16 protein-coding genes are annotated in these 19888 nt (G+C 31.3%); 12 read left to right on the top strand and 4 right to left on the bottom strand.

Going from position 1 to position 19888, the window contains the following annotated elements; genetic code table 11:
• Nucleotides 1-202: 202 nt before the first annotated feature.
• Nucleotides 203-766, top strand: coding sequence for a PepSY domain-containing protein (locus GVY01_RS10825; RefSeq protein ID WP_017636348.1), 564 nt, complete (start codon nt 203-205; stop codon nt 764-766).
• An 84-nt stretch (nt 767-850) separates the two neighbouring features.
• Here GVY01_RS10825 and GVY01_RS10820 read toward each other — a convergent pair whose 3' ends face one another.
• On the bottom strand, nt 851-1207 hold the full coding sequence (locus tag GVY01_RS10820) for a DoxX family protein (protein ID WP_017636347.1): 357 nt from the start codon (nt 1205-1207) through the stop codon (nt 851-853).
• Between the two features lie 383 nt (nt 1208-1590).
• Between GVY01_RS10820 and pbp4 the strand changes: the two genes are divergently transcribed.
• Together pbp4 and GVY01_RS10810 are read left to right on the top strand one after the other, a co-directional pair.
• Nucleotides 1591-2832, top strand: coding sequence for a penicillin-binding protein PBP4 (pbp4, locus tag GVY01_RS10815; RefSeq protein WP_026083428.1), 1242 nt, complete (start codon nt 1591-1593; stop codon nt 2830-2832).
• 167 nt (nt 2833-2999) lie between these two features.
• Entirely contained in the window at nt 3000-3638 is a 639-nt protein-coding gene (locus GVY01_RS10810) for an NAD(P)-dependent oxidoreductase (RefSeq protein WP_017636345.1), read from the top strand.
• Nucleotides 3639-3719: 81 nt separating this feature from the next.
• On the opposite strand, the gene GVY01_RS10805 is transcribed toward GVY01_RS10810, so the two are convergent.
• On the bottom strand, nt 3720-4382 hold the full coding sequence (locus GVY01_RS10805) for a M15 family metallopeptidase (RefSeq protein WP_017636344.1): 663 nt from the start codon (nt 4380-4382) through the stop codon (nt 3720-3722).
• A gap of 367 nt (nt 4383-4749) precedes the next feature.
• Between GVY01_RS10805 and pflB the strand changes: the two genes are divergently transcribed.
• The 9 genes from pflB (at nt 4750) to GVY01_RS10760 (ending at nt 18142) form a co-directional block, all read left to right on the top strand.
• Complete coding sequence (pflB, locus tag GVY01_RS10800; RefSeq protein WP_017637625.1) at nt 4750-6993, top strand: formate C-acetyltransferase; 2244 nt, start codon at nt 4750-4752, stop codon at nt 6991-6993.
• A gap of 19 nt (nt 6994-7012) precedes the next feature.
• Nucleotides 7013-7768, top strand: coding sequence for a pyruvate formate-lyase-activating protein (gene pflA, locus GVY01_RS10795; RefSeq protein ID WP_017637624.1), 756 nt, complete (start codon nt 7013-7015; stop codon nt 7766-7768).
• 311 nt (nt 7769-8079) lie between these two features.
• Nucleotides 8080-9009: an FAD:protein FMN transferase gene (locus GVY01_RS10790; RefSeq protein ID WP_017637623.1), complete on the top strand. Its 930-nt coding sequence runs from the start codon at nt 8080-8082 to the stop codon at nt 9007-9009.
• Nucleotides 9010-9080: 71 nt separating this feature from the next.
• Nucleotides 9081-12113 (top strand): NADH-dependent flavin oxidoreductase, encoded by a 3033-nt coding sequence (locus GVY01_RS10785; RefSeq protein ID WP_017637622.1) that lies wholly within the window; start codon nt 9081-9083, stop codon nt 12111-12113.
• A 12-nt stretch (nt 12114-12125) separates the two neighbouring features.
• Complete coding sequence (locus tag GVY01_RS10780) at nt 12126-13502, top strand: MFS transporter (protein WP_017637621.1); 1377 nt, start codon at nt 12126-12128, stop codon at nt 13500-13502.
• 174 nt (nt 13503-13676) lie between these two features.
• Nucleotides 13677-15074: a YfcC family protein gene (locus GVY01_RS10775; protein ID WP_017637620.1), complete on the top strand. Its 1398-nt coding sequence runs from the start codon at nt 13677-13679 to the stop codon at nt 15072-15074.
• A gap of 154 nt (nt 15075-15228) precedes the next feature.
• A complete protein-coding gene (locus GVY01_RS10770) occupies nt 15229-17193 on the top strand; it encodes a DUF1430 domain-containing protein (RefSeq protein ID WP_159333763.1) in 1965 nt (654 codons plus the stop codon).
• A 2-nt stretch (nt 17194-17195) separates the two neighbouring features.
• Complete coding sequence (locus tag GVY01_RS10765; RefSeq protein ID WP_017637618.1) at nt 17196-17516, top strand: YxeA family protein; 321 nt, start codon at nt 17196-17198, stop codon at nt 17514-17516.
• Complete coding sequence (locus GVY01_RS10760) at nt 17513-18142, top strand: putative bacteriocin export ABC transporter (RefSeq protein ID WP_017637617.1); 630 nt, start codon at nt 17513-17515, stop codon at nt 18140-18142. The genes GVY01_RS10765 and GVY01_RS10760 overlap by 4 nt, the downstream gene beginning before the upstream one ends.
• 119 nt (nt 18143-18261) lie before the next feature.
• Here GVY01_RS10760 and GVY01_RS10755 read toward each other — a convergent pair whose 3' ends face one another.
• Both GVY01_RS10755 and GVY01_RS10750 read right to left on the bottom strand, forming a co-directional pair.
• Nucleotides 18262-19185, bottom strand: coding sequence for a hypothetical protein (locus GVY01_RS10755; protein ID WP_108017129.1), 924 nt, complete (start codon nt 19183-19185; stop codon nt 18262-18264).
• A 24-nt stretch (nt 19186-19209) separates the two neighbouring features.
• The gene (locus GVY01_RS10750) at nt 19210-19884 is read right to left on the bottom strand and encodes an ABC transporter ATP-binding protein (protein ID WP_017637615.1); all 675 of its coding nucleotides are present in this window, start codon (nt 19882-19884) and stop codon (nt 19210-19212) included.
• Nucleotides 19885-19888 lie beyond the last annotated feature (4 nt).

Here is a 19888-nt window from a genome sequence, read left to right as displayed (position 1 = left end):
GAACTAATATTCTAAAATTTTTAAGTACAATCGAAACGTAAAATTCAATAAAAAGCAATGATAAATACTTTAAAATAAGTGAACTACTGTAAACATTTATCTTCAATAAATCTTTACAAAATCTTTACAATTCCTTAATTTAAGTTTTTTTGTATAGAAAGTTGGGGATTAAGAAATATCTAATATAAAGGAGAGACTAACAATGAAACATACAAAAACAATAGCTTTATTATCATCGGCAGCCATTTTATTAGGTGCATGTGGCAATGGAGGTAGTGATTCAGCTTCAAATAAAAAAGACGAAGGTACAAAAGATGCTACTGTAGCAGTAAAAGATATTAAGACAAATCCTGAAGATGCGATTAAAAAAGCGCAACAAACATATAAAGGTCAAGATTTAAAAGATATTTCATATGAAAAATCAAATGGCGACTGGGTATACAAAGTTGAACAACAAGACACTAAGAATAACAAAGAATCAGAAGTCATTATTAATGATAAAGATAAAAAGGTAATTCATAAAGAAACTGAAAAAGGCGAATCTAATAATTCTAATGATTCGTTTAAATATAGTGATGTAAAAGATTATAAAGATGCCATTGAATCTGCTCAAAAAGAATTTGACGGTGACGTTAAAGAATGGTCATTATCTAAAGATGATGGAAAATTAGTTTATGATTTCGACCTACAAAAAGGTAAAGAAAAACATGAAATTACAGTCGATGCTAAAACAGGTAAAGTATTAGATAATCAACAAGATGATTAGTATATAATAGAAAATCGTATTTGAAAAAGCAACCTAACGATGTGTTAGGTTGCTTTTCGTGTGTCTGAATGTTCTATTTAAAAATTAATATAGTTCTAATAATTTCTTCCAATTATATGAGATCATTACAGCAATACTCATAACTAGAAGTATAATTACAAGTTCTGAAGCCATATAACCTTGTGATAGATGTACCGTAAATAATGCGCCTAGCATAATAACGATAAAACCAGCAGCAACGTAATTTGAAAGTAAACCTATAATCATAAAGATACCACCAATAAATTCAAACAATCCTAATAAAATGCCAAAAAATGCTGGAAAGCCTAAACCAGCCATCATTTCCATAGGTTCTTTAAATCCACTAAATACCTTTTGTGAACCATGTATTGTAAAAGTGACACCTAACATAAGTCTAATTAATAATAATCCTATTCTCATAGCGTATAACTCCTTTTGTATATTTTATATACTTGATATAACAGTTATATTACAATACTAGTTATTTACATTCAAGAACAAATCAGATATTTATTGTAACTAAACAATTAAAAATAGATTACAAAATGTAATAAAACGATAAAATGCTATAAGTTTTAAAAAAATAAAGTCTTTCTTACTTTAGAAATACATGTTTTACAAAATTTGATAATAAAATTTTAATAGAGTAAGTCAATTACGTTATAATACTTATGCCCGTATAATATATACATAAATACCAAATTAGTTTAGAGTGAAATTAAGTAGGGCACTTATAAACATAGGTATATGCAAATTACATATAGTAACTAAATGATATAAAAATATTAATAGGGGGAGCATCATTGAAAAAAGTTTTGACCAGTATTCTGATGATAATTATGTGTTTAATCGTTGTATCACCAACTGTTTTAGCATCACAGTCACCTGTAGACGTAGCTAAACAAGAAAAACAAAACATTGATAAGCAATACAATCCAAAAGGTATGATAGTAACTACTGAGGATGGACAAATACTCTACAATTATCACGACAAAAAACAAGTTGATCCAGCTTCAACAACCAAATTGATGACAATGAATTTAATATACGATGATATTAAATCTGGAAAAGTGAAAATGAACGATAAAGTAAAAATTACATCAAGATATGAAAAAATGTCAGAATTACCTAATTTAACAACATTTCCTTTAAAACAAGGTGAAACTGTTACAATCAATCAATTATTGAAACAAGCAGCATTAGAATCAAGTAATGCTTCTACGTTAGTTTTAGCTGAACATATTGATGGCAATTCTTCAAAATTCACAGATAGAATGAATAAAAAAGCAAAAGAATTAGGTATGAAAAATACAAAATTTACTAATCCAAGTGGAGCAAATAATAAAGTTTTACAACCATATGAACCGAAAAAATATAAAAATGATACTATTTCTCATACATCTGCACGAGATATGGCTATACTCAGTACAAATTTGTTAAAAGAACATCCGGATGTTTTAAAAATTACAAAGCTTTCTAAAGATACACAATCTAATCAAGAGCTACATAATACAAATACATCATTACCAAATGCAGCAGATGCTATGAAAGATGTTGATGGATTGAAAACAGGTACTAGTGACAATGGCTATAATCTAGAATTAACAGCTAAACGACATCATTTAAGAATTGTTACTGGCATATTTAATGTAATGCCTTATCCTGATGAACAAGCTAAACATGCACGTCAAAAACTTGCGAATGCTTTGACTGAGCATGCTTTTAAACAGTATGAATACCGTAAAGTTGTTTCAAAAGGGGAACATAAGATAGATGATAAGGAATACGAAGTTAAAAAAGATTTATATGATTTAGTTCCAAAAGATAAGAAAAAATATAAATTGAAAGTTTCTAAAGACAATCGATTATACGTTGATTATGATAGACAATTTATAAAAGATCATCACGCCCCTAGCGTTAAAGTTGAAGCTACGACACATTGGGGCATGATTTTCCTTTACATACTTATGGCGGTCGTAGGCCTTGTATTACTTGGTATGTTGACAATTATTGGCATCAAAATTTATTTTAAGAATAATAAATAAATAAATATATAAATTGAGATAACTAACCTACCACTTTATGGATAAGAATTTGTATTAAGAGCTATTAAATTGACAAAAACATAAGTAACTGCAAAGATTACATTTATATATTTAGATTAATTGCTTTTAAATTAACCTTTATAACAAGAAATACGGAGGGGTTTATAATGAAAGTAGGAATTATTGGGGCTTCAGGTAAAGTTGGACAACTTATTTTAGAAGAAGCAGTAGATAGAGGAAACCAAGTAACGGCTATCGTAAGAAACGCATCAAAAGTTTCGAACTCAAATGTAGATGTCATTGAAAAAGATATTCATGATTTAACTACTTCTGATATTGCAGGATTTGATGTAGTGGTAAATGCATTTGGTGCACCATTAGGCGATTCAGAAGGTCATATTAATGCAGGTCGTCATTTAATTGATATTTTAAAAGGTACAGATACTAGAGCAATTATTGTTGGTGGTGCAGGAAGCTTATATGTTGATGATGCTCACACTACTAAACTGATTGACACTGAAGAATTTCCAGATGTAGTCAAACCAACTGCAATAGGCCAAGGACAAAACCTTGAAGAATTACAAAATGCAGAAGGAATTACTTGGACGTTTTTAAGTCCTTCAGCTGAATTTGATTATGAAGGTGCAAGAACTGGTAAATATAAATCTGGTAAAGATCAACTATTAGTGAATTCTAATGGAAAAAGTTATATTAGCTACGCTGATTTTGCAATAGCTATTGTAGATGAAATTGAAAACCCACAACATATTAATGAACGTTTTACAGTTGTAGGCGAAGAAAAATAATAAAGTTATCACTTTTATCATAAAGTAAGGCGGAGATTTTGAGTTGATATTCAATTCAAAATCTCCGCCTTTTTCTATTATTTATTTCCTAGGATATAAACCTAAATATGATTCTAAACTTTCACCTGATTGTTTAACTTTTTTCGCTTTATCTTTTCCTAAATAACGTAAATGCCATGGTTCATATTGATAACCTGTTTCATTCTCTTTATGTTTTCCATATCTTACAATGAAACCATAATCAGCAGCATGTTTTTTAATCCATTTACCTTCTTTAGTTTTACCAAAGCTACGATATAAATTTTTATCTGAGCCCTGTGCACCTACATCAAATGATAATCCAGTTTGATGTTCAGAGTGGCCCGGTTTCGAACTATATTTATTAGCAGCTTTTTCGCCATCTCTAGCTTTATAATTATTAAATAGTTGTACTTGTGTTTGATAACTTCTAAAACCACTTATTTTATATAATTGAATATTATCTTTCTTCGCATCTGTCATCATTTTATTTAAAGCACGTACCGCTTTTGGATTTTCTCCTGGATTGAAATCTTTAGGCAATTTAATTTGTTTATTTACGATTAGAATACCATCAATATATGTCTTTCCGTCTTTTTTAATCTTTTTATGATCTTTCTTCGAATGGTTATTATCACTTTTTTGATTTTTTTCACCTAAATGACCATTTGAACATGCTGACAGTATTAATAATCCCATTAATAAAAAAAGATATAACTTCTTCATGTAACATTTAACTCCTTTAAACTATTAATCACTCAATACTTGAAGGTTAGATGATGTCATCATTCCATACTAAATTAGCCTAACATATTTGCTTGAAAATTTAATTGTATTTAGTCAATAAATTCACTTTTTTTAAAGTGACAAACTATTCTTTTTACCATTAACTATAAAATTGTTATATAACAGATAATTTAAAAGATATACTGTATTAATTTATTTCACAGTTTCTTTAATCAGCCACATATTATATATAATTTAGCCATAAATTATGTGAAAATAATCACAAAATACATGCTATACTCTTTGTGAAAGCGATAACAAAATTTGGAATTAATTAACTAATAATAAATAATTGGAGGCGAAAGGTATGTTAGAAACAAATCATACTCATGCTTGGCAAGGTTTTAAAAATGGACGTTGGAATAGACATTCAGACGTAAGAGAATTTATTCAATTAAACTATTCTTTATATGAAGGCGACGACGCATTCCTAGAAGGTCCAACAGAAGCTACTTCAAAATTATGGGACCAAGTGATGCAATTGTCTAAAGAAGAACGTGATCGCGGTGGCATGTGGGATATGGATACAAAAGTTGCATCGACAATCACTTCACATGATGCAGGATATTTAGACAAAAACTTAGAAACAATCGTTGGTGTTCAAACAGATAAACCATTCAAACGCTCAATGCAACCATTTGGTGGTATACGTATGGCGAAAGCTGCATGTGAAGCATATGGATATGAATTAGATCCAGAAACTGAAAAAGTCTTCACAGATTATCGTAAAACACATAACCAAGGTGTATTCGATGCATATTCCAGAGAAATGTTAGATTGCCGTAAAGCAGGAATTATTACTGGGTTACCAGACGCTTATGGCCGTGGACGTATCATTGGAGACTACCGCCGTGTGGCATTATACGGTGTAGATTTCTTAATGGAAGAAAAACTTCACGATTTCAATACAATGTCTACTGAAATGTCAGAAGATGTAATTCGTTTACGTGAAGAATTATCAGAACAATATAGAGCTTTAAATGAATTAAAAGAATTAGGTCAAATGTATGGTTTCGATTTAAGTCGACCAGCAACTAACTTTAAAGAAGCAGTGCAATGGTTATATCTAGCATATCTAGCTGCAATTAAAGAACAAAATGGTGCAGCAATGAGTTTAGGACGTACATCAACATTCTTAGATATTTATGCAGAACGTGATTTGAAAAATGGTGACATTACTGAAAGTGAAGTACAAGAAATTATCGACCACTTCATTATGAAATTACGTATTGTTAAATTTGCTCGTACACCAGACTATAATGAATTATTCTCAGGAGATCCAACATGGGTTACTGAATCTATTGGTGGTGTAGGTATCGATGGCAGACCACTTGTTACTAAAAACTCATTCCGTTTCTTACATTCATTAGACAATTTAGGTCCAGCACCAGAACCAAACTTAACAGTACTTTGGTCAGTGCGTTTACCTGAAAACTTCAAAATTTATTGTGCAAAAATGAGTATTAAAACAAGTTCAATTCAATACGAAAATGATGACTTGATGCGTGAAAGTTATGGCGATGACTATGGTATTGCATGTTGTGTATCTGCTATGAAAATTGGTAAACAAATGCAATTCTTCGGAGCAAGAGCTAACTTAGCTAAAACATTATTATATGCAATTAATGGTGGTAAAGATGAAAAATCTGGAAAACAAGTAGGACCAAGTTACGAAGGTATTAAATCTGACGTACTTGATTATGATGAAGTCTTTGCTAAATTTGAAAAAATGATGGATTGGTTAGCAGGTGTCTACATTAATTCATTAAATATCATCCACTACATGCATGATAAATATAGCTATGAAAGAATCGAAATGGCATTACATGATACAAATATCATTCGCACAATGGCTACTGGTATAGCAGGATTATCTGTAGCAGCAGACTCATTATCAGCAATTAAATATGCAAAAGTAACACCTATTAGAGATGAAAATGGACTTGTGACAGACTTTGAAATCGAAGGAGATTTCCCTAAATATGGTAACAACGACAGCCGTGTAGATGATATTGCAGTCGACTTAGTAGAACGCTTTATGACAAAATTACGTAGCCATAAAACATATCGCGATTCAGAACATACAATGAGTGTATTAACGATTACTTCAAACGTTGTATATGGTAAGAAAACAGGTAATACACCAGATGGACGTAAAGCTGGAGAACCATTTGCACCAGGTGCTAACCCAATGCATGGACGCGACCAAAAAGGCGCATTATCATCATTAAGTTCTGTAGCTAAAATACCTTATGATTGCTGTAAAGATGGAATTTCAAATACATTTAGTATTGTTCCAAAATCACTAGGTAAAGAAGAAGAATCACAAAACAAAAACTTAACAAGTATGCTAGACGGCTACGCTATGCAACATGGCCATCACTTAAATATCAATGTATTTAATAGAGAAACATTACTAGATGCAATGGATCATCCTGAAGAATACCCACAATTAACAATTCGTGTATCTGGCTATGCAGTTAACTTTATTAAATTAACTCGTGAACAACAATTGGATGTTATTTCTCGTACATTCCACGAACAAATGTAGAAAATAAGGTGGGAGCAAAATGCTTAAAGGACACTTACACTCCGTTGAAAGTATGGGTACAGTAGACGGACCAGGAATTAGATATATATTATTCACACAAGGTTGTTTATTAAGATGTTTATATTGTCATAATCCAGATACATGGAAAATTAATGAGCCATCAAGAGAAGTGACAGTAGATGAAATGGTAAATGAAGTATTGCCTTATAAGCCATACTTTGACGCCTCAGGTGGAGGAGTTACAGTTAGTGGTGGCGAACCATTGCTACAAATGCCATTTTTAGAAGCATTATTTAAAGAGTTAAAAGCTAATGGAATAAACACATGTCTTGATACTTCTGCTGGATGTGTTAACGATACAGTAGCGTTTAATCGTCACTTTGATGAATTACAAAAATATACAGATCTCATGCTTTTAGACATTAAACACATCGATAATGAAAAACATATTAAACTAACGGGCAAACCGAATACACATATTCTTAAATTTGCACGTAAGCTTTCAGATATGAAACAACCTATATGGATAAGACACGTTCTAGTCCCAGGAATTTCAGATGATAAAGAAGATTTAATTAAATTGGGTGAATTTATCAATTCGCTAGATAATGTTGAAAAATTTGAAATCTTACCTTATCACCAACTCGGAGTACACAAGTGGAAAAATTTAGGTATCCCATATCAATTAGAAAATGTTGAACCACCAAATGATGAAGCAGTCAAAATGGCATATCAATACGTTAATTTCAAAGGAAAAATTCCAATCACGCTATAAAAAACTATATTATACCCCATAAAATACCCTTCAAATTATGGACATATCAAAGCAGAATTTGATATGTCCATTTTTAATAAAATTTGAAGTAATTGTTAATTATTTATCAAAATATAAAAAATAATTTAATAATCATTAAGTTTATTTTTAAAGTGTGTTTTAATTGTGAACATTTATCATATTTTAACTATTTTTGTGTATTTATGGTAGTATGAACTTGGAAATAGAATTAGTTAACAATATTTCTAAATTTTATATTTTTTTAGCACTTTTTGTAAACGCTATCAAAATATATTTCAGGAGGGGATAAATTGAAAAACGTCATAATTAATGCAATGGGGACGGTGATTCGCTTATCAATTAATCACAATCAACCAGATTCAATTTTATCTCAAGCCGAGTCAAAAATTCATACTTGGGAAAAACAATTTAGTGCTAATGACGAGCACTCAGATTTAATGAAAATTAACCGAATGGCTGGTATAAGGCCAGTAGTAACTAGTGGTGAAATATTTAAAATGATTCAGCTAGGTTATCATGCAACATTAACTTCTAATCAAAAAATGAATATCTTAATAGGCCCTTTAGTTAAACTTTGGAAAATTGGTTTTGAAGATGCTAAAAAGCCGAATGAACAAGACATTCAACATGCGATAACGTTAACGAATCCTGAAAATCTAGAATTGAATGAAGCAACAAATGAAGTTTATTTAACTAAGAAAGGTATGGAGATTGATTTAGGCGCTCTTGTAAAAGGGTATTTTGCTGATCAACTTCAAACATTTTTCATTAATCAAGGTGTAACTTCAGGAATTATTGATTTTGGTGGTAACGTGATTACGATTGGTGAAAATACACCAACATCAAGAAGTTGGAAAGTAGGTATTCGTAATCCTTTTTATAAGAATAGTAATCCACTTGCAGTTTTAGAGATTCATCAACAATCTGTTGTGACTTCAGGTATATATGAACGCTATTTTATAAAAGATCATCAATTGTATCATCACATATTAGATAGTAAAACAGGATACCCAGTTAATAATGATATTGCTAGCGTAACCATCGTATCTGATCATTCTGTGGATTGCGAGATATGGACTACGATTTGTAGTTTTGGGCAAGCATCACAAAATATTGAACTACTTAATCAAATAGATGGTATTGAAGGTGTCATTGTTAAACGTGATGGCGACATTGTTTCAACTTCAAGAATTTCTATGCAAAAAGAATATGTAATTTAAATACTCTAAATGAGTATTATATTTTTAAATATACATGTGAAAATAATCACAATTTATCAGGAGGATGACTTATGAATAAAGAAATTTTAGATACTGTCAAATTGAACTCTGGAGCTGAATTGAAAAACCGTATTGTAATGGCGCCAATGACAATTCAAGCTGGCTATTTTGACGGTAGTGTGACTTCAGAAATGATAGATTACTATCAATACCGTTCAGGTGACGCAGCTGCAATTATTGTAGAAAGTTGTTTTGTTGAAGATCATGGACGTGGATTCCCTGGTGCTATTGGTGTTGACACAGATGAAAAGGTTAAAGGTCTAGCAAGATTAGCACAAGCCATTAAAGACAAAGGATCAAAAGCAATTCTACAAATTTATCATGCTGGACGTATGGCTAACCCAAAATTAAATGAAGGCGAACAACCCATTTCTGCAAGTCCAATTACTGCATTGCGACCTGATGCTGCAACACCTCGTGAAATGACTACATCACAAATAGAACAAATGATTAATCACTTTGGCGAAGCAACTCGTAGAGCAATTGAAGCGGGATTCGATGGTGTAGAAATTCACGGTGCGAATACGTATTTAATTCAACAATTCTTCTCTCCTCACTCTAATAGAAGACAAGATGAATGGGGCGGTAGTCGAGAAAAACGTACAAAATTCCCAATCGAAGTATTGAAAAAAGTTCAAAGTGTTGTAGCTCAAGCAGACGCTAAAGATTTTATTATAGGTTATCGCTTCTCTCCAGAAGAATTAGAAGAACCAGGTATTAGATTTGAAGATACAATGTATCTCTTAAATACACTTGCTAAATATAAACCTGACTACTTCCATATTTCAGCAAATAGTTATAAACGTACGTCAATCGTTAATCAAGATGATTCTGAGCCATTAATTAATAAATACTTAAATTCTAGAAATGAAACATTGGCAAGCATTCCTTTAATAGGTGTCGGAAGCATTTCACAAAAACAAGATGCTGAAGAAGCTTTAGAACTAGGGTATGACTTATTAGCAGTTGGTAAAGCATACTTAATTGAACCAAATTGGACAGAAAAAATTATTAACGACCAAGAAGTAGAACAATTTGTTGATATTCATGACCAAAAAGTATTACACATTCCATCACCATTATGGAAAGTAATGGACTTTATGATATTAGACAAAGAAGAAGAACATAGAAAATACGAAAAACTTAAAGCATTACAAAATAAAAAAGTGAAATTTAATAAAGGTACTTATAACGTTTTTGCTAAAGGTCATAATGGTAATTTACCTATGAAAGTTGAACTGTCTGAAGACAAAATTGTAAGTATTGAAGTTGATGACAGTGGAGAATCTGAAGGTATTGCTAATCCAGTATTTGAACGTTTACCACAAGATATCATAGAAGGACAAACATTAAATGTAGACGTAGTTTCTGGGGCAACTGTTACAAGTGAAGGTATTATTCAAGGTATTGCTGAAGCGATTGAACAAGCTGGCGAAGATCCTGATGTACTACGCGCGCGTCCTAAACCAGTTGTTCAATGGTCAAACGAAACAATTGAAGAAACAACGGATATTGTTGTAATCGGTACTGGTGGTGCAGGTTTAAGTGCTGCAGCTACTGCTTTAGATGAAGGTAAAGAAGTGATTATGCTTGAAAAATTTGCCGCTATCGGAGGAAATACGATACGTACTGGCGGACAAGTCAATGCAGTTGAACCAGAATGGCAAGGTAGTTTCCCTGCATTAGCTGGTGAACATGAGACATTAAAACAACTATTAGAACATGATGAAAATGATATAGATGATGATTATAAAGAAGATTTCCGCACAGTAAAATCTCAAATTAAAGCCTATTTAGATGACGATAGTGAAAAAGGCAATAACTTATTCGATTCAATTGAATTACACCGAATTCAAACATATTTAGGTGGTAAACGTAAAGATAAAAATAATGTAGAAATTACAGGTGACTATGAACTAGTTAAAACACTCACAGATAATGTATTAGATTCTGTTAAATGGCTAACAGAAAAAGGCGTACATTTCGATCGTTCATTCGTAGATATGCCAGTTGGTGCATTATGGCGTCGTGGTCATAAACCAATGAAAGCACAAGGTTTAGAATTTATCGAAAATCTTGGTGACTATGTTAAAACACATCACGGTCGTATATTCACTGAAACAACAGCCGAAAAATTAATCAAAGAAAGCAATAAAATTGTAGGTATTGAAGCTCGTAAAGCAAATGGAGCTAAAGTTAAAATTCATACAAAACATGGTGTAGTACTTGCTACAGGTGGATTTGGTGCTAATACTAAAATGTTACAACAATATAATACGTATTGGGATAGTATTCCAGATGATATTAAAACAACAAACTCACCTGCAATTACTGGTGATGGTATACGTTTAGGTGTCCAAGCAGGTGCAGAACTTGTTGGTATGGGATTCTCTCAAATGATGCCAATATCTGACCCTAAAACAGGCGCACTATTCACAGGTTTAATTGTGACACCATCTAACTTCGTATTTGTTAATAAAGAAGGACAACGTTTCGTAAATGAATTTGAAAGTAGAGACGTGTTATCTAAAGCGGCATTAGAACAAAAAGATGGTATGTTCTACATTATTGCTGATGAAAATATTAAATCATTAGCGATGAATACTTCTGAAGACAAAATTAATCATGAGCTTGAAGACGGTACATTAGTAAAAGGTGACACATTAGAAGAATTAGCAGAAAAACTAAACATCGAACCACAACAATTAATTAATACTATCGAACGTTATAACAAATTTGTTGATCAAGGTCATGATGATGATTTCAATAAAAGTGCATTTGATTTAAAAATTGAAAAAGCACCATTCTATGCAACACCTCGTAAACCAGCAGTACATCATACTATGGGAGGCTTACGAATTAATTCTCAAGCACAAGTTATTGATGTTGAAGGTCATATTATTGAAGGATTATATGCATCTGGTGAGGTAGCAGGAGGTATTCATGCAGGTAACCGATTAGGTGGTAATGCACTTGCTGATATCTTTACTTATGGAAGAATTGCTGGTAAAAGTGCAGCTACGCATCAAGTTACTAATGAATAGGAGTGACTAGCTATGTCTGGAAATTACAAAAAAGGAAATCAATTAATACTAGCTATTATATTAGGGATTTTGACATATTGGTTGTTTGCTCAATCTCTCTTAAATATAGCGCCTCATGTGCAAAATGATTATCACGTTGATATGAGTATTATCAATATTGCAGTAAGTCTTACCTCACTATTAACTGGTGTGTTCATAGTTGTTGCAGGTGGACTCTCAGATAAAATAGGAAGAGTAAAAGTGACTAGAGCGGGACTAGTATTAAGTATATTAGGATCTATTTCCGTTATTATAACTAATATGCCGTTCTTCTTACTTACAGGACGTGTATTACAAGGTCTTTCAGCCGCTTGTTTATTACCTGCGACGATTGCGATTATTAACTCATTCTTCTCAGGTGAAGAACGTCAAAAAGCATTAAGCTTTTGGTCATTTGGATCCTATGGTGGAACTGGATTAGCTTCTCTATTCGCTGGTGTAGTCGCAACATATGTAGGATGGCGTTGGATTTTTATCCTATCAATTATTTTTGCATTTATCGCAATGATATTATTAAGAGGTACGCCAGAGTCTAAAGATGAATCCGCACATAATAAGAAATTTGATATTATGGGTATTTTCATCTTCGTAATAATGATGTTAAGTATTAATATAGTTATCACACAAGGTACAAAATTAGGTTGGCTTAATCCTGTGATTATAGGATTAATCGTAGTATTTATTATCACATTGTTTGCATTTTACATTTATGAACGTAAACAAAGAGAACCATTTATTGATTTTACGTTATTTTCAAACAAAATTTATATAGGTACAACGATTGCTAATTTAATGGTTAATACTGAAATTGGAGTGCTTGCATTATTCAATATTTATATGCAAGATGCCATGGGATTATCAGGAGCACAAGCAGGGTTAATTACTATTCCATATATGGTGTGTAGTTTAATCATGGTTCGCGTTGGTGAACGTTTCATGCAAAAAAATGGACCTCAAATACCATTAATGTTTGGACCAATCACTATTGCTGTAGGAATTATTTTACTATCCATTACAGCCTTACCAAGTATAATTTATTATATCGTTTCAGTGATTGGGTTTATTTGCATAGGGTTAGGCTTAGGCTTCTTTGCAACACCAGCCTTATCAACAGCAGTATCAAATGTTCCAGAAGAAAAAGTAGGTACAGCATCAGGTATTATTAAAATGACATCAACATTAGGTGCAGCATTTGGTATCGCAGTAGTGACAACTGTTTATTCAACAATTAGTATTTATAACGATACCCATTTTGCAGCAACAATCGCATTTATCGTAGGTGCTTGTATGGTATTAGTCGCATTTATCGCCGCATTTATTTTAGTACCAAAACGAAATGTAGAAGTATAGATCATAAAATAAGCAATTTGTATTTAAAAGAGGGATTTAGTAGCTAGCAGTAGTTACTAAATCCTTTTTTAATAAAATTATTGTTAATTTTCTGAAAATAGGGTATCTGTATAAAAATAAAACTTCAAAATAAATTGATTTTAAATGACGTGATTTAAAAAGGGGTTAAATCATATGACAAAAGAAAAACAAAGGAAGAAATTTAAATTTAAGACACCACATACGTACGCTTTATTACTGATGGTAATTATTTTTGCATGGATTATGACTTATATTATTCCAGCAGGAGAATATGCGCGAGAAAAGAAAGGGAGTCAAACAGTTGTAGTTTCGGGTTCATTCCACGGAGTAGCTAATCAACATCTGTCTTTCTTAGATATTTTTAGAGCTGTACCAGAGGGTCTCGTCAGTGGTGGAGAGATAGTATTTTACGTGTTTTTAGTTGGTGGTGCGTTCGGTATTGTGCATCAAACAGGTGCTTTTGAAAATGGTGTGAATAAAGCCATGCGTACACTAGGGAAGGCTAACTTCTTAATGATTCCGTTAACAATGACGGCTTTTTCTATTTTAGGATTTTCTATTGGTTTGTCAGAAGAAACAATCATCTTTGTACCGATTGGCGTCTTAATCGCACGTACCTTAGGTTATGATGCCTTGACTGGAGCAGCTGTCGTTATTTTAGGTGCTGGAAGCGGGTTTATGGGAGGTATGTTAAATCCATTTACCGTTGGGGTTGCGCAGAAAGTGGCCGAATTGCCGTTGTTTTCAGGTTGGGGTTTACGAACAATAATATACATATTTATATTATTTGCAGCAATTGCAACAGTGATGTTGTATGGTCATAAAGTTAAAAAGAATAAGACTAAAAGTATTGTTTATGAATTAGAAAAGGAAGAAGGACAACTTAATAAAGAAATTGAATACCAGCATTTTAGTAAGAGACAAGCATTCAGTTTAGCGCTAATTTTAGGAAGCATTTTATTTAATGTATTCGGTATTTTCAAGTATGATTGGACATTCACACAAATGAGTGCCAACTTTTTACTTGCAGGTATCGTAGCCGGTTTAGTTGCTGGACTTGGATTTAATGGCACATTTGATGCACTAGTAAAAGGAATGCAAGATATTTTATATGGTGCTCTAGTCGTCGGAATCGCCAAAGGGATTGTTGTACTATTAGAGAATGGGAAAATCATTGATAGTATTGTACATGGTATGACAACACTATTAGCTGATGTTCCAGCTTCATTAGTTATCATGGTCATGTTCGTCTTACAATTTATACTTAATTTCTTTATACCGTCTGGATCAGGTCAAGCGCTAACAACAATGCCATTAATGATTCCGATTTCTGATTTATTACACATTAATCGTCAAATAACAGTACTCGCATTCCAATATGGTGATGCAATTAGTAATATTCTATTCCCAACATCTGCAACATTAATGGGTGCGTTAGCAGTAGCGCGTATTACATATACACAATGGCTAAAATTTGCATGGAAATTAATAATTATATGGGTCGTTATCTGTGCAGTTGCCATGTCCATCGCTTTAATGATAGGGTATTGATTTTTATATAACTTGAAAAAAACGAGTGGCTTACTTATGGGTAGGCCATTTTTTGTCGTAAAATAATGTTTATTATTATCAGAATATTCAGTAAAATAAAAAGGAGGCAAATCATTAATGAAAATAGACATTAATACAGCATAAGAGGTACAACATGAAATGGTTTAAGATAATATTAGACATCACGGTATTGCTATTGATATCAACACTTTTATTTTTATATACATATAAAGAAAATGAACAATTGTTACCTAGTAGTAAATATATAGTTGAAGTCACTGACTGGGATCATCAATATAATAAAAAAGAGATTTTTGATACAATCACAAAATTTGCTAAAAAAGAACATATTGCAATATATAAAGTGATTCCTAATTATCAAAATAAGAAGATAAATAAAGATATATATGTCTTTAATCCAACTCAACAAACTTCGCTTAATTCCTTTAATACCAACCAAAAATATAACTATATCAATAAAAAAGAACTTATTAAAAGAGAGGTAAAAGGAAACTACTTAATTACTGATCATCAGTTTAATGCTAAAGAATTAAAAGACACTTTGAAGGCTAAGGGTGTCAATATCAAAACGTATCAACTCAATAGAGTGATGATTGCGATGGGTATTATTGCTGAAATGAATCTAGTCATTCCATTAATCGCATTAGTAATCATTTATTTACTTTATTATATTTATGAAAAGAATATTCATTTCAAAGCCTACGCAGTAAAAACATTACATGGTTACACACTCCCGAAAATCATTTTTGAACAATTTCATATGAAATGTGCTTATTGGTTCAGCTTATATATTATTCAAATAGGAATAAGTGCCATTACGCTATGGTTATTAGGCTATAATGGAAATTTAAAGTTATACATGATAAGGCTAAGTCTACTATCTAGTATTTTTATTATCATCATCAGTTTTATTAATTTATGGACTTACCTCATGTTATTAAATTTGAATATAGCTCATATGATTAAAGGAAAGCAGCATTTTAAAACGATTCGACTAATCAATACTAGTGCTAAAGGTTTTTTATTGGCGCTAATGGCTATAGTAATTATTCAAAATATGGCTGTGATTACAGAGTTGAATAAAATAAAGGCATCGGAGAAATACTGGAAGTTATTAGATGATTATTACACAGTAGAATTTACGCCTTCAAATGGAAATGAAAGTACTCAAAATAAGAGAATGGTCCACTCACGTCAACTTATTATGGATAGTGAAAATCAAAATAACGTTATTCTAATTAAGGAAAATAATCATCAAAGTGCTAAGAATGATTACTCTCCATATGAGGGTAATGTGATGTTTGTGAATCAGCAATTTTGGGATTTATACAATAAATATTATCCAACTGGTTTGACTATGAATAATAATAAAGATGTTCTAGAAGTTATACTGCCTAATAAATATAAGGACAAATTTAAACAAGTTAATAAAGAATACCAAGAATGGTTTAATACTTTGAAAGATAAGCATAACAAAGATGGAAAACTCAATATTAATTTAACTAATAAAGATGATTATCACATCTTCTCCTTTAATAACCGTTCGATAGGTGACTTGAGTCTCGTACATTCACCAATTATCGTCAATGTGCAGTCTACAGATTTATGGAATGATTTTTACTATGCCATGCTCAGTCAAGGTGGTTATTTATTTAAAGACTACGATGCTTTAGTTAAAAATATTGAAAAATATAATCTGGAAAATGATGTCAGTGGCATTACTAACTACAAAGACAGCATTATGCAAGAATACCATGATAACAATATCAAATTAGTAATTTATATTGTCTCTGAAATCATTATAGCGATTGTTACCGTGATTATTATTTTATTTGATGTGAAATATTATTTTGACCAAAATAAAAAGCTCATTTTAATTAAGAAAATTCATGGATACACGGCGTTACGTTCAAATTATAAGTATTTAATGATGAGCAACTTATTTCTTATCTTTGTCGGTCTAGTTACATATTACTACTTTGCTTCATCTCAATTATTGTCGATTTTCTCTTTCATGATTGTCTTACAATTATTATTACAACTATTTACCTTACGTCATTTTGAACAGAAATCACACCAAGTCATCAAGGAGTTATAACTATGAAATACATCATTACATTACTTATCTTACTTATTGCAACTACTCTCATTGTGTTCACTTTTGTACATCATCCTGTCATTGACCGTGTTAATCCATTACTCAAAATGGAAGATGACTATGCTAAAGTACCGAAAGATACGCAGTACTATGAAAATATTTCCGTATTCAACAAAGATGGCAAAAAATTGGATTATAAACTTACATTTAATGGATTTGATCCTGATAAAGAATATGTGAAAGTCACGCATAAAGGACAATACGTAAGAAAAATCACATATGTTAAAGAAGCGAATGTTCCAAAAGAGGTTAAATCTCAATGACAATACAATTGAACCATCTATCAATTCACAAAGATAACTATCGTATATTTGATGATGTTAACCTAACATTCGAATATGGAAAATCATATGCCTTAATTGGAACAAGTGGATGTGGTAAATCAACATTGTTAAACATCATTGCTGGCATTGAAAAAGTTGGTAAAGAACAAATATTATTTAATGGCCAAATACAAAAGTTTAATGCTAAATTTTACAGAGAACAACTGGGTTATTTATTTCAAAATTATGGTTTAGTAGAGAACTTATCTATTGATGAAAATTTAGACATAGGACTCGCTTATAAAAAGTTGTCCAAAAAAGAAAAAGAAGCATTAAAGTCGAAGTATTTAAGTCAATTTGGACTGACTGAAAATAAAAAGAGAAAGGTTCATACTTTGAGTGGTGGCGAACAACAACGCGTAGCTTTAATAAGATTGATGTTGAAGGAGCCAGCGATTATATTAGCTGATGAACCAACAGGTGCTTTAGACCCTGAAACTGGAAAATTGATTATACAATTATTATTCAATTTGGTAGATAAAAATAATATATTGATAATGGCAACACATGATATGAATATCGCTTCCCAATGCGATGAAGTGATTGATTTAACGAAGTTAGCATAATTTGAAAACATTTCTAATGATTAAAGAAAATCCTCAACTCGAAAACAAGTCTCTCAAAACTAGTGAATCATACTAGTTACAAGGGATTATGTTAAAACAAGTTGAGGATATTTTTATTTTTATAATGCTTCTTTGAGTGCCTCTTTCATAGCAACATAAGCATAGTTACCAAAGTCTGCTTGTGCACTTTCAAACGGAGCGCCATTAACACTCACTACTTCATGATTTTTATCTTTATCATATTTAACAGGTGAGAAATTAAAATAAGCTAAATAGTTAGAAGCGGATTTTTCGTCTTTGTCCCTTTCACCTTTAACTAAAACTGACACATTAGTAACTGGAAGTGCTTCATATTTCATTTCAGCTACACTATATGGTATAGGTTTTGATTGGTTAAGTTTTAATAATTGCTTTAGATTTTTAACTTTAGTGAAATCTTTATTTTCTACAGCATCGCTGAAACTTACATGGTATAGACCTGGTTCAACAGAAGCATAAACAAGTTTACCTTCTTTATATTTAGTCATGATTTCAGTATAATATTCCGGGTAATTTGTGTTGCCAACTTTTTTGCCAGATCCAGTGACATACCAATAATTAACTTGCTTAATACCATCTTCGCCAGCATCCATTTTTTGACGTTTTACATCTTTTTTATCTTTGAAAAATGCATCAACATCACTTAATGAAGAACCCTTAGATTCTTTAGTATATTTATAATCAGCAAGCTTTACTTTATCCATTAATTTCTTATAATCTTTCCAACCTTGCATTCCTTTTTTATTAGTGAAAGTTTTATCTGTCATAATTGGATCTAGTTTATTAAGCATAGAGATTGGTTTTTGTTTACTATATTTTTTCGTAGCTTCTTCATACGCTTCACTATTGTCATCGTATTCTTTAAAACGTTCACTTTTACTTTTAGCTTTAGATTCTGATTTTTTCTCCTCATTTTTATGTGAATCTTTATCATTATTACTATTGCTACAACCTGCTAAACATAATACTAAGGCTAAAATAAATACACTAATTAATTTTTTCATAATAAGTTCTCCTTTAACTATGTTTTAAGTTAATGCATTATTATATTTTTCATAGTGCCAATGTTTATCTTCAAGCATTTCTTGATAAAACGGGTTTTGTCCAATAAGTTTAATTTCATCTGCTAAAACTTCTACTTCGTCTAAATGATGTGTAGTCATGATAATTAAACAATGTGATTTTAATTGCTCTAATAGGCGGTGTATATCATATCTTGACTCAAGATCAATTCCAACGGTTGGTTCATCAAGTATTAAAATATGAGGATTACTGAGCAATCCAATTAAAATATTAATTTTACGTTTATTACCACCTGATAAATTGGAAACTTTAACTTTAGTTTCTTTAAAATTTAACTGTGATAAATAATCTTGTATTGTCTCTTCTGATACAGGATTATTACACAGTGACTTGAAAAAGTTAATATTTTCATTAACTGTCATATGTTCAAAAAGTGCGATATCTTGTGGAACATAACCGACCATATCTCTAATATGACGTTTAGTTAGTGTTTGGTTAAAATATTGTATGGAACCAGAATCTACCTTTTCAATACCAGCAATTAAACGTAATAAAGTTGATTTCCCAGCACCATTTTCTCCTAATAAAATAGTAATTTGATTATCTTGAATTTGCATATTGAGTTTATCGAAAATATGTTTATTTCTATAACTTTTACTTACGTCATTAATGTTTATCATCTAG

The sequence above is a fragment of the Staphylococcus sp. 8AQ genome, assembly GCF_902506595.1.
GTDB classification, from domain to species: Bacteria; Bacillota; Bacilli; order Staphylococcales; family Staphylococcaceae; genus Staphylococcus; species Staphylococcus pasteuri.
Note: the sequence above shows the minus strand (reverse complement) of the source record. Positions and strands in the feature narration are given on the sequence as shown.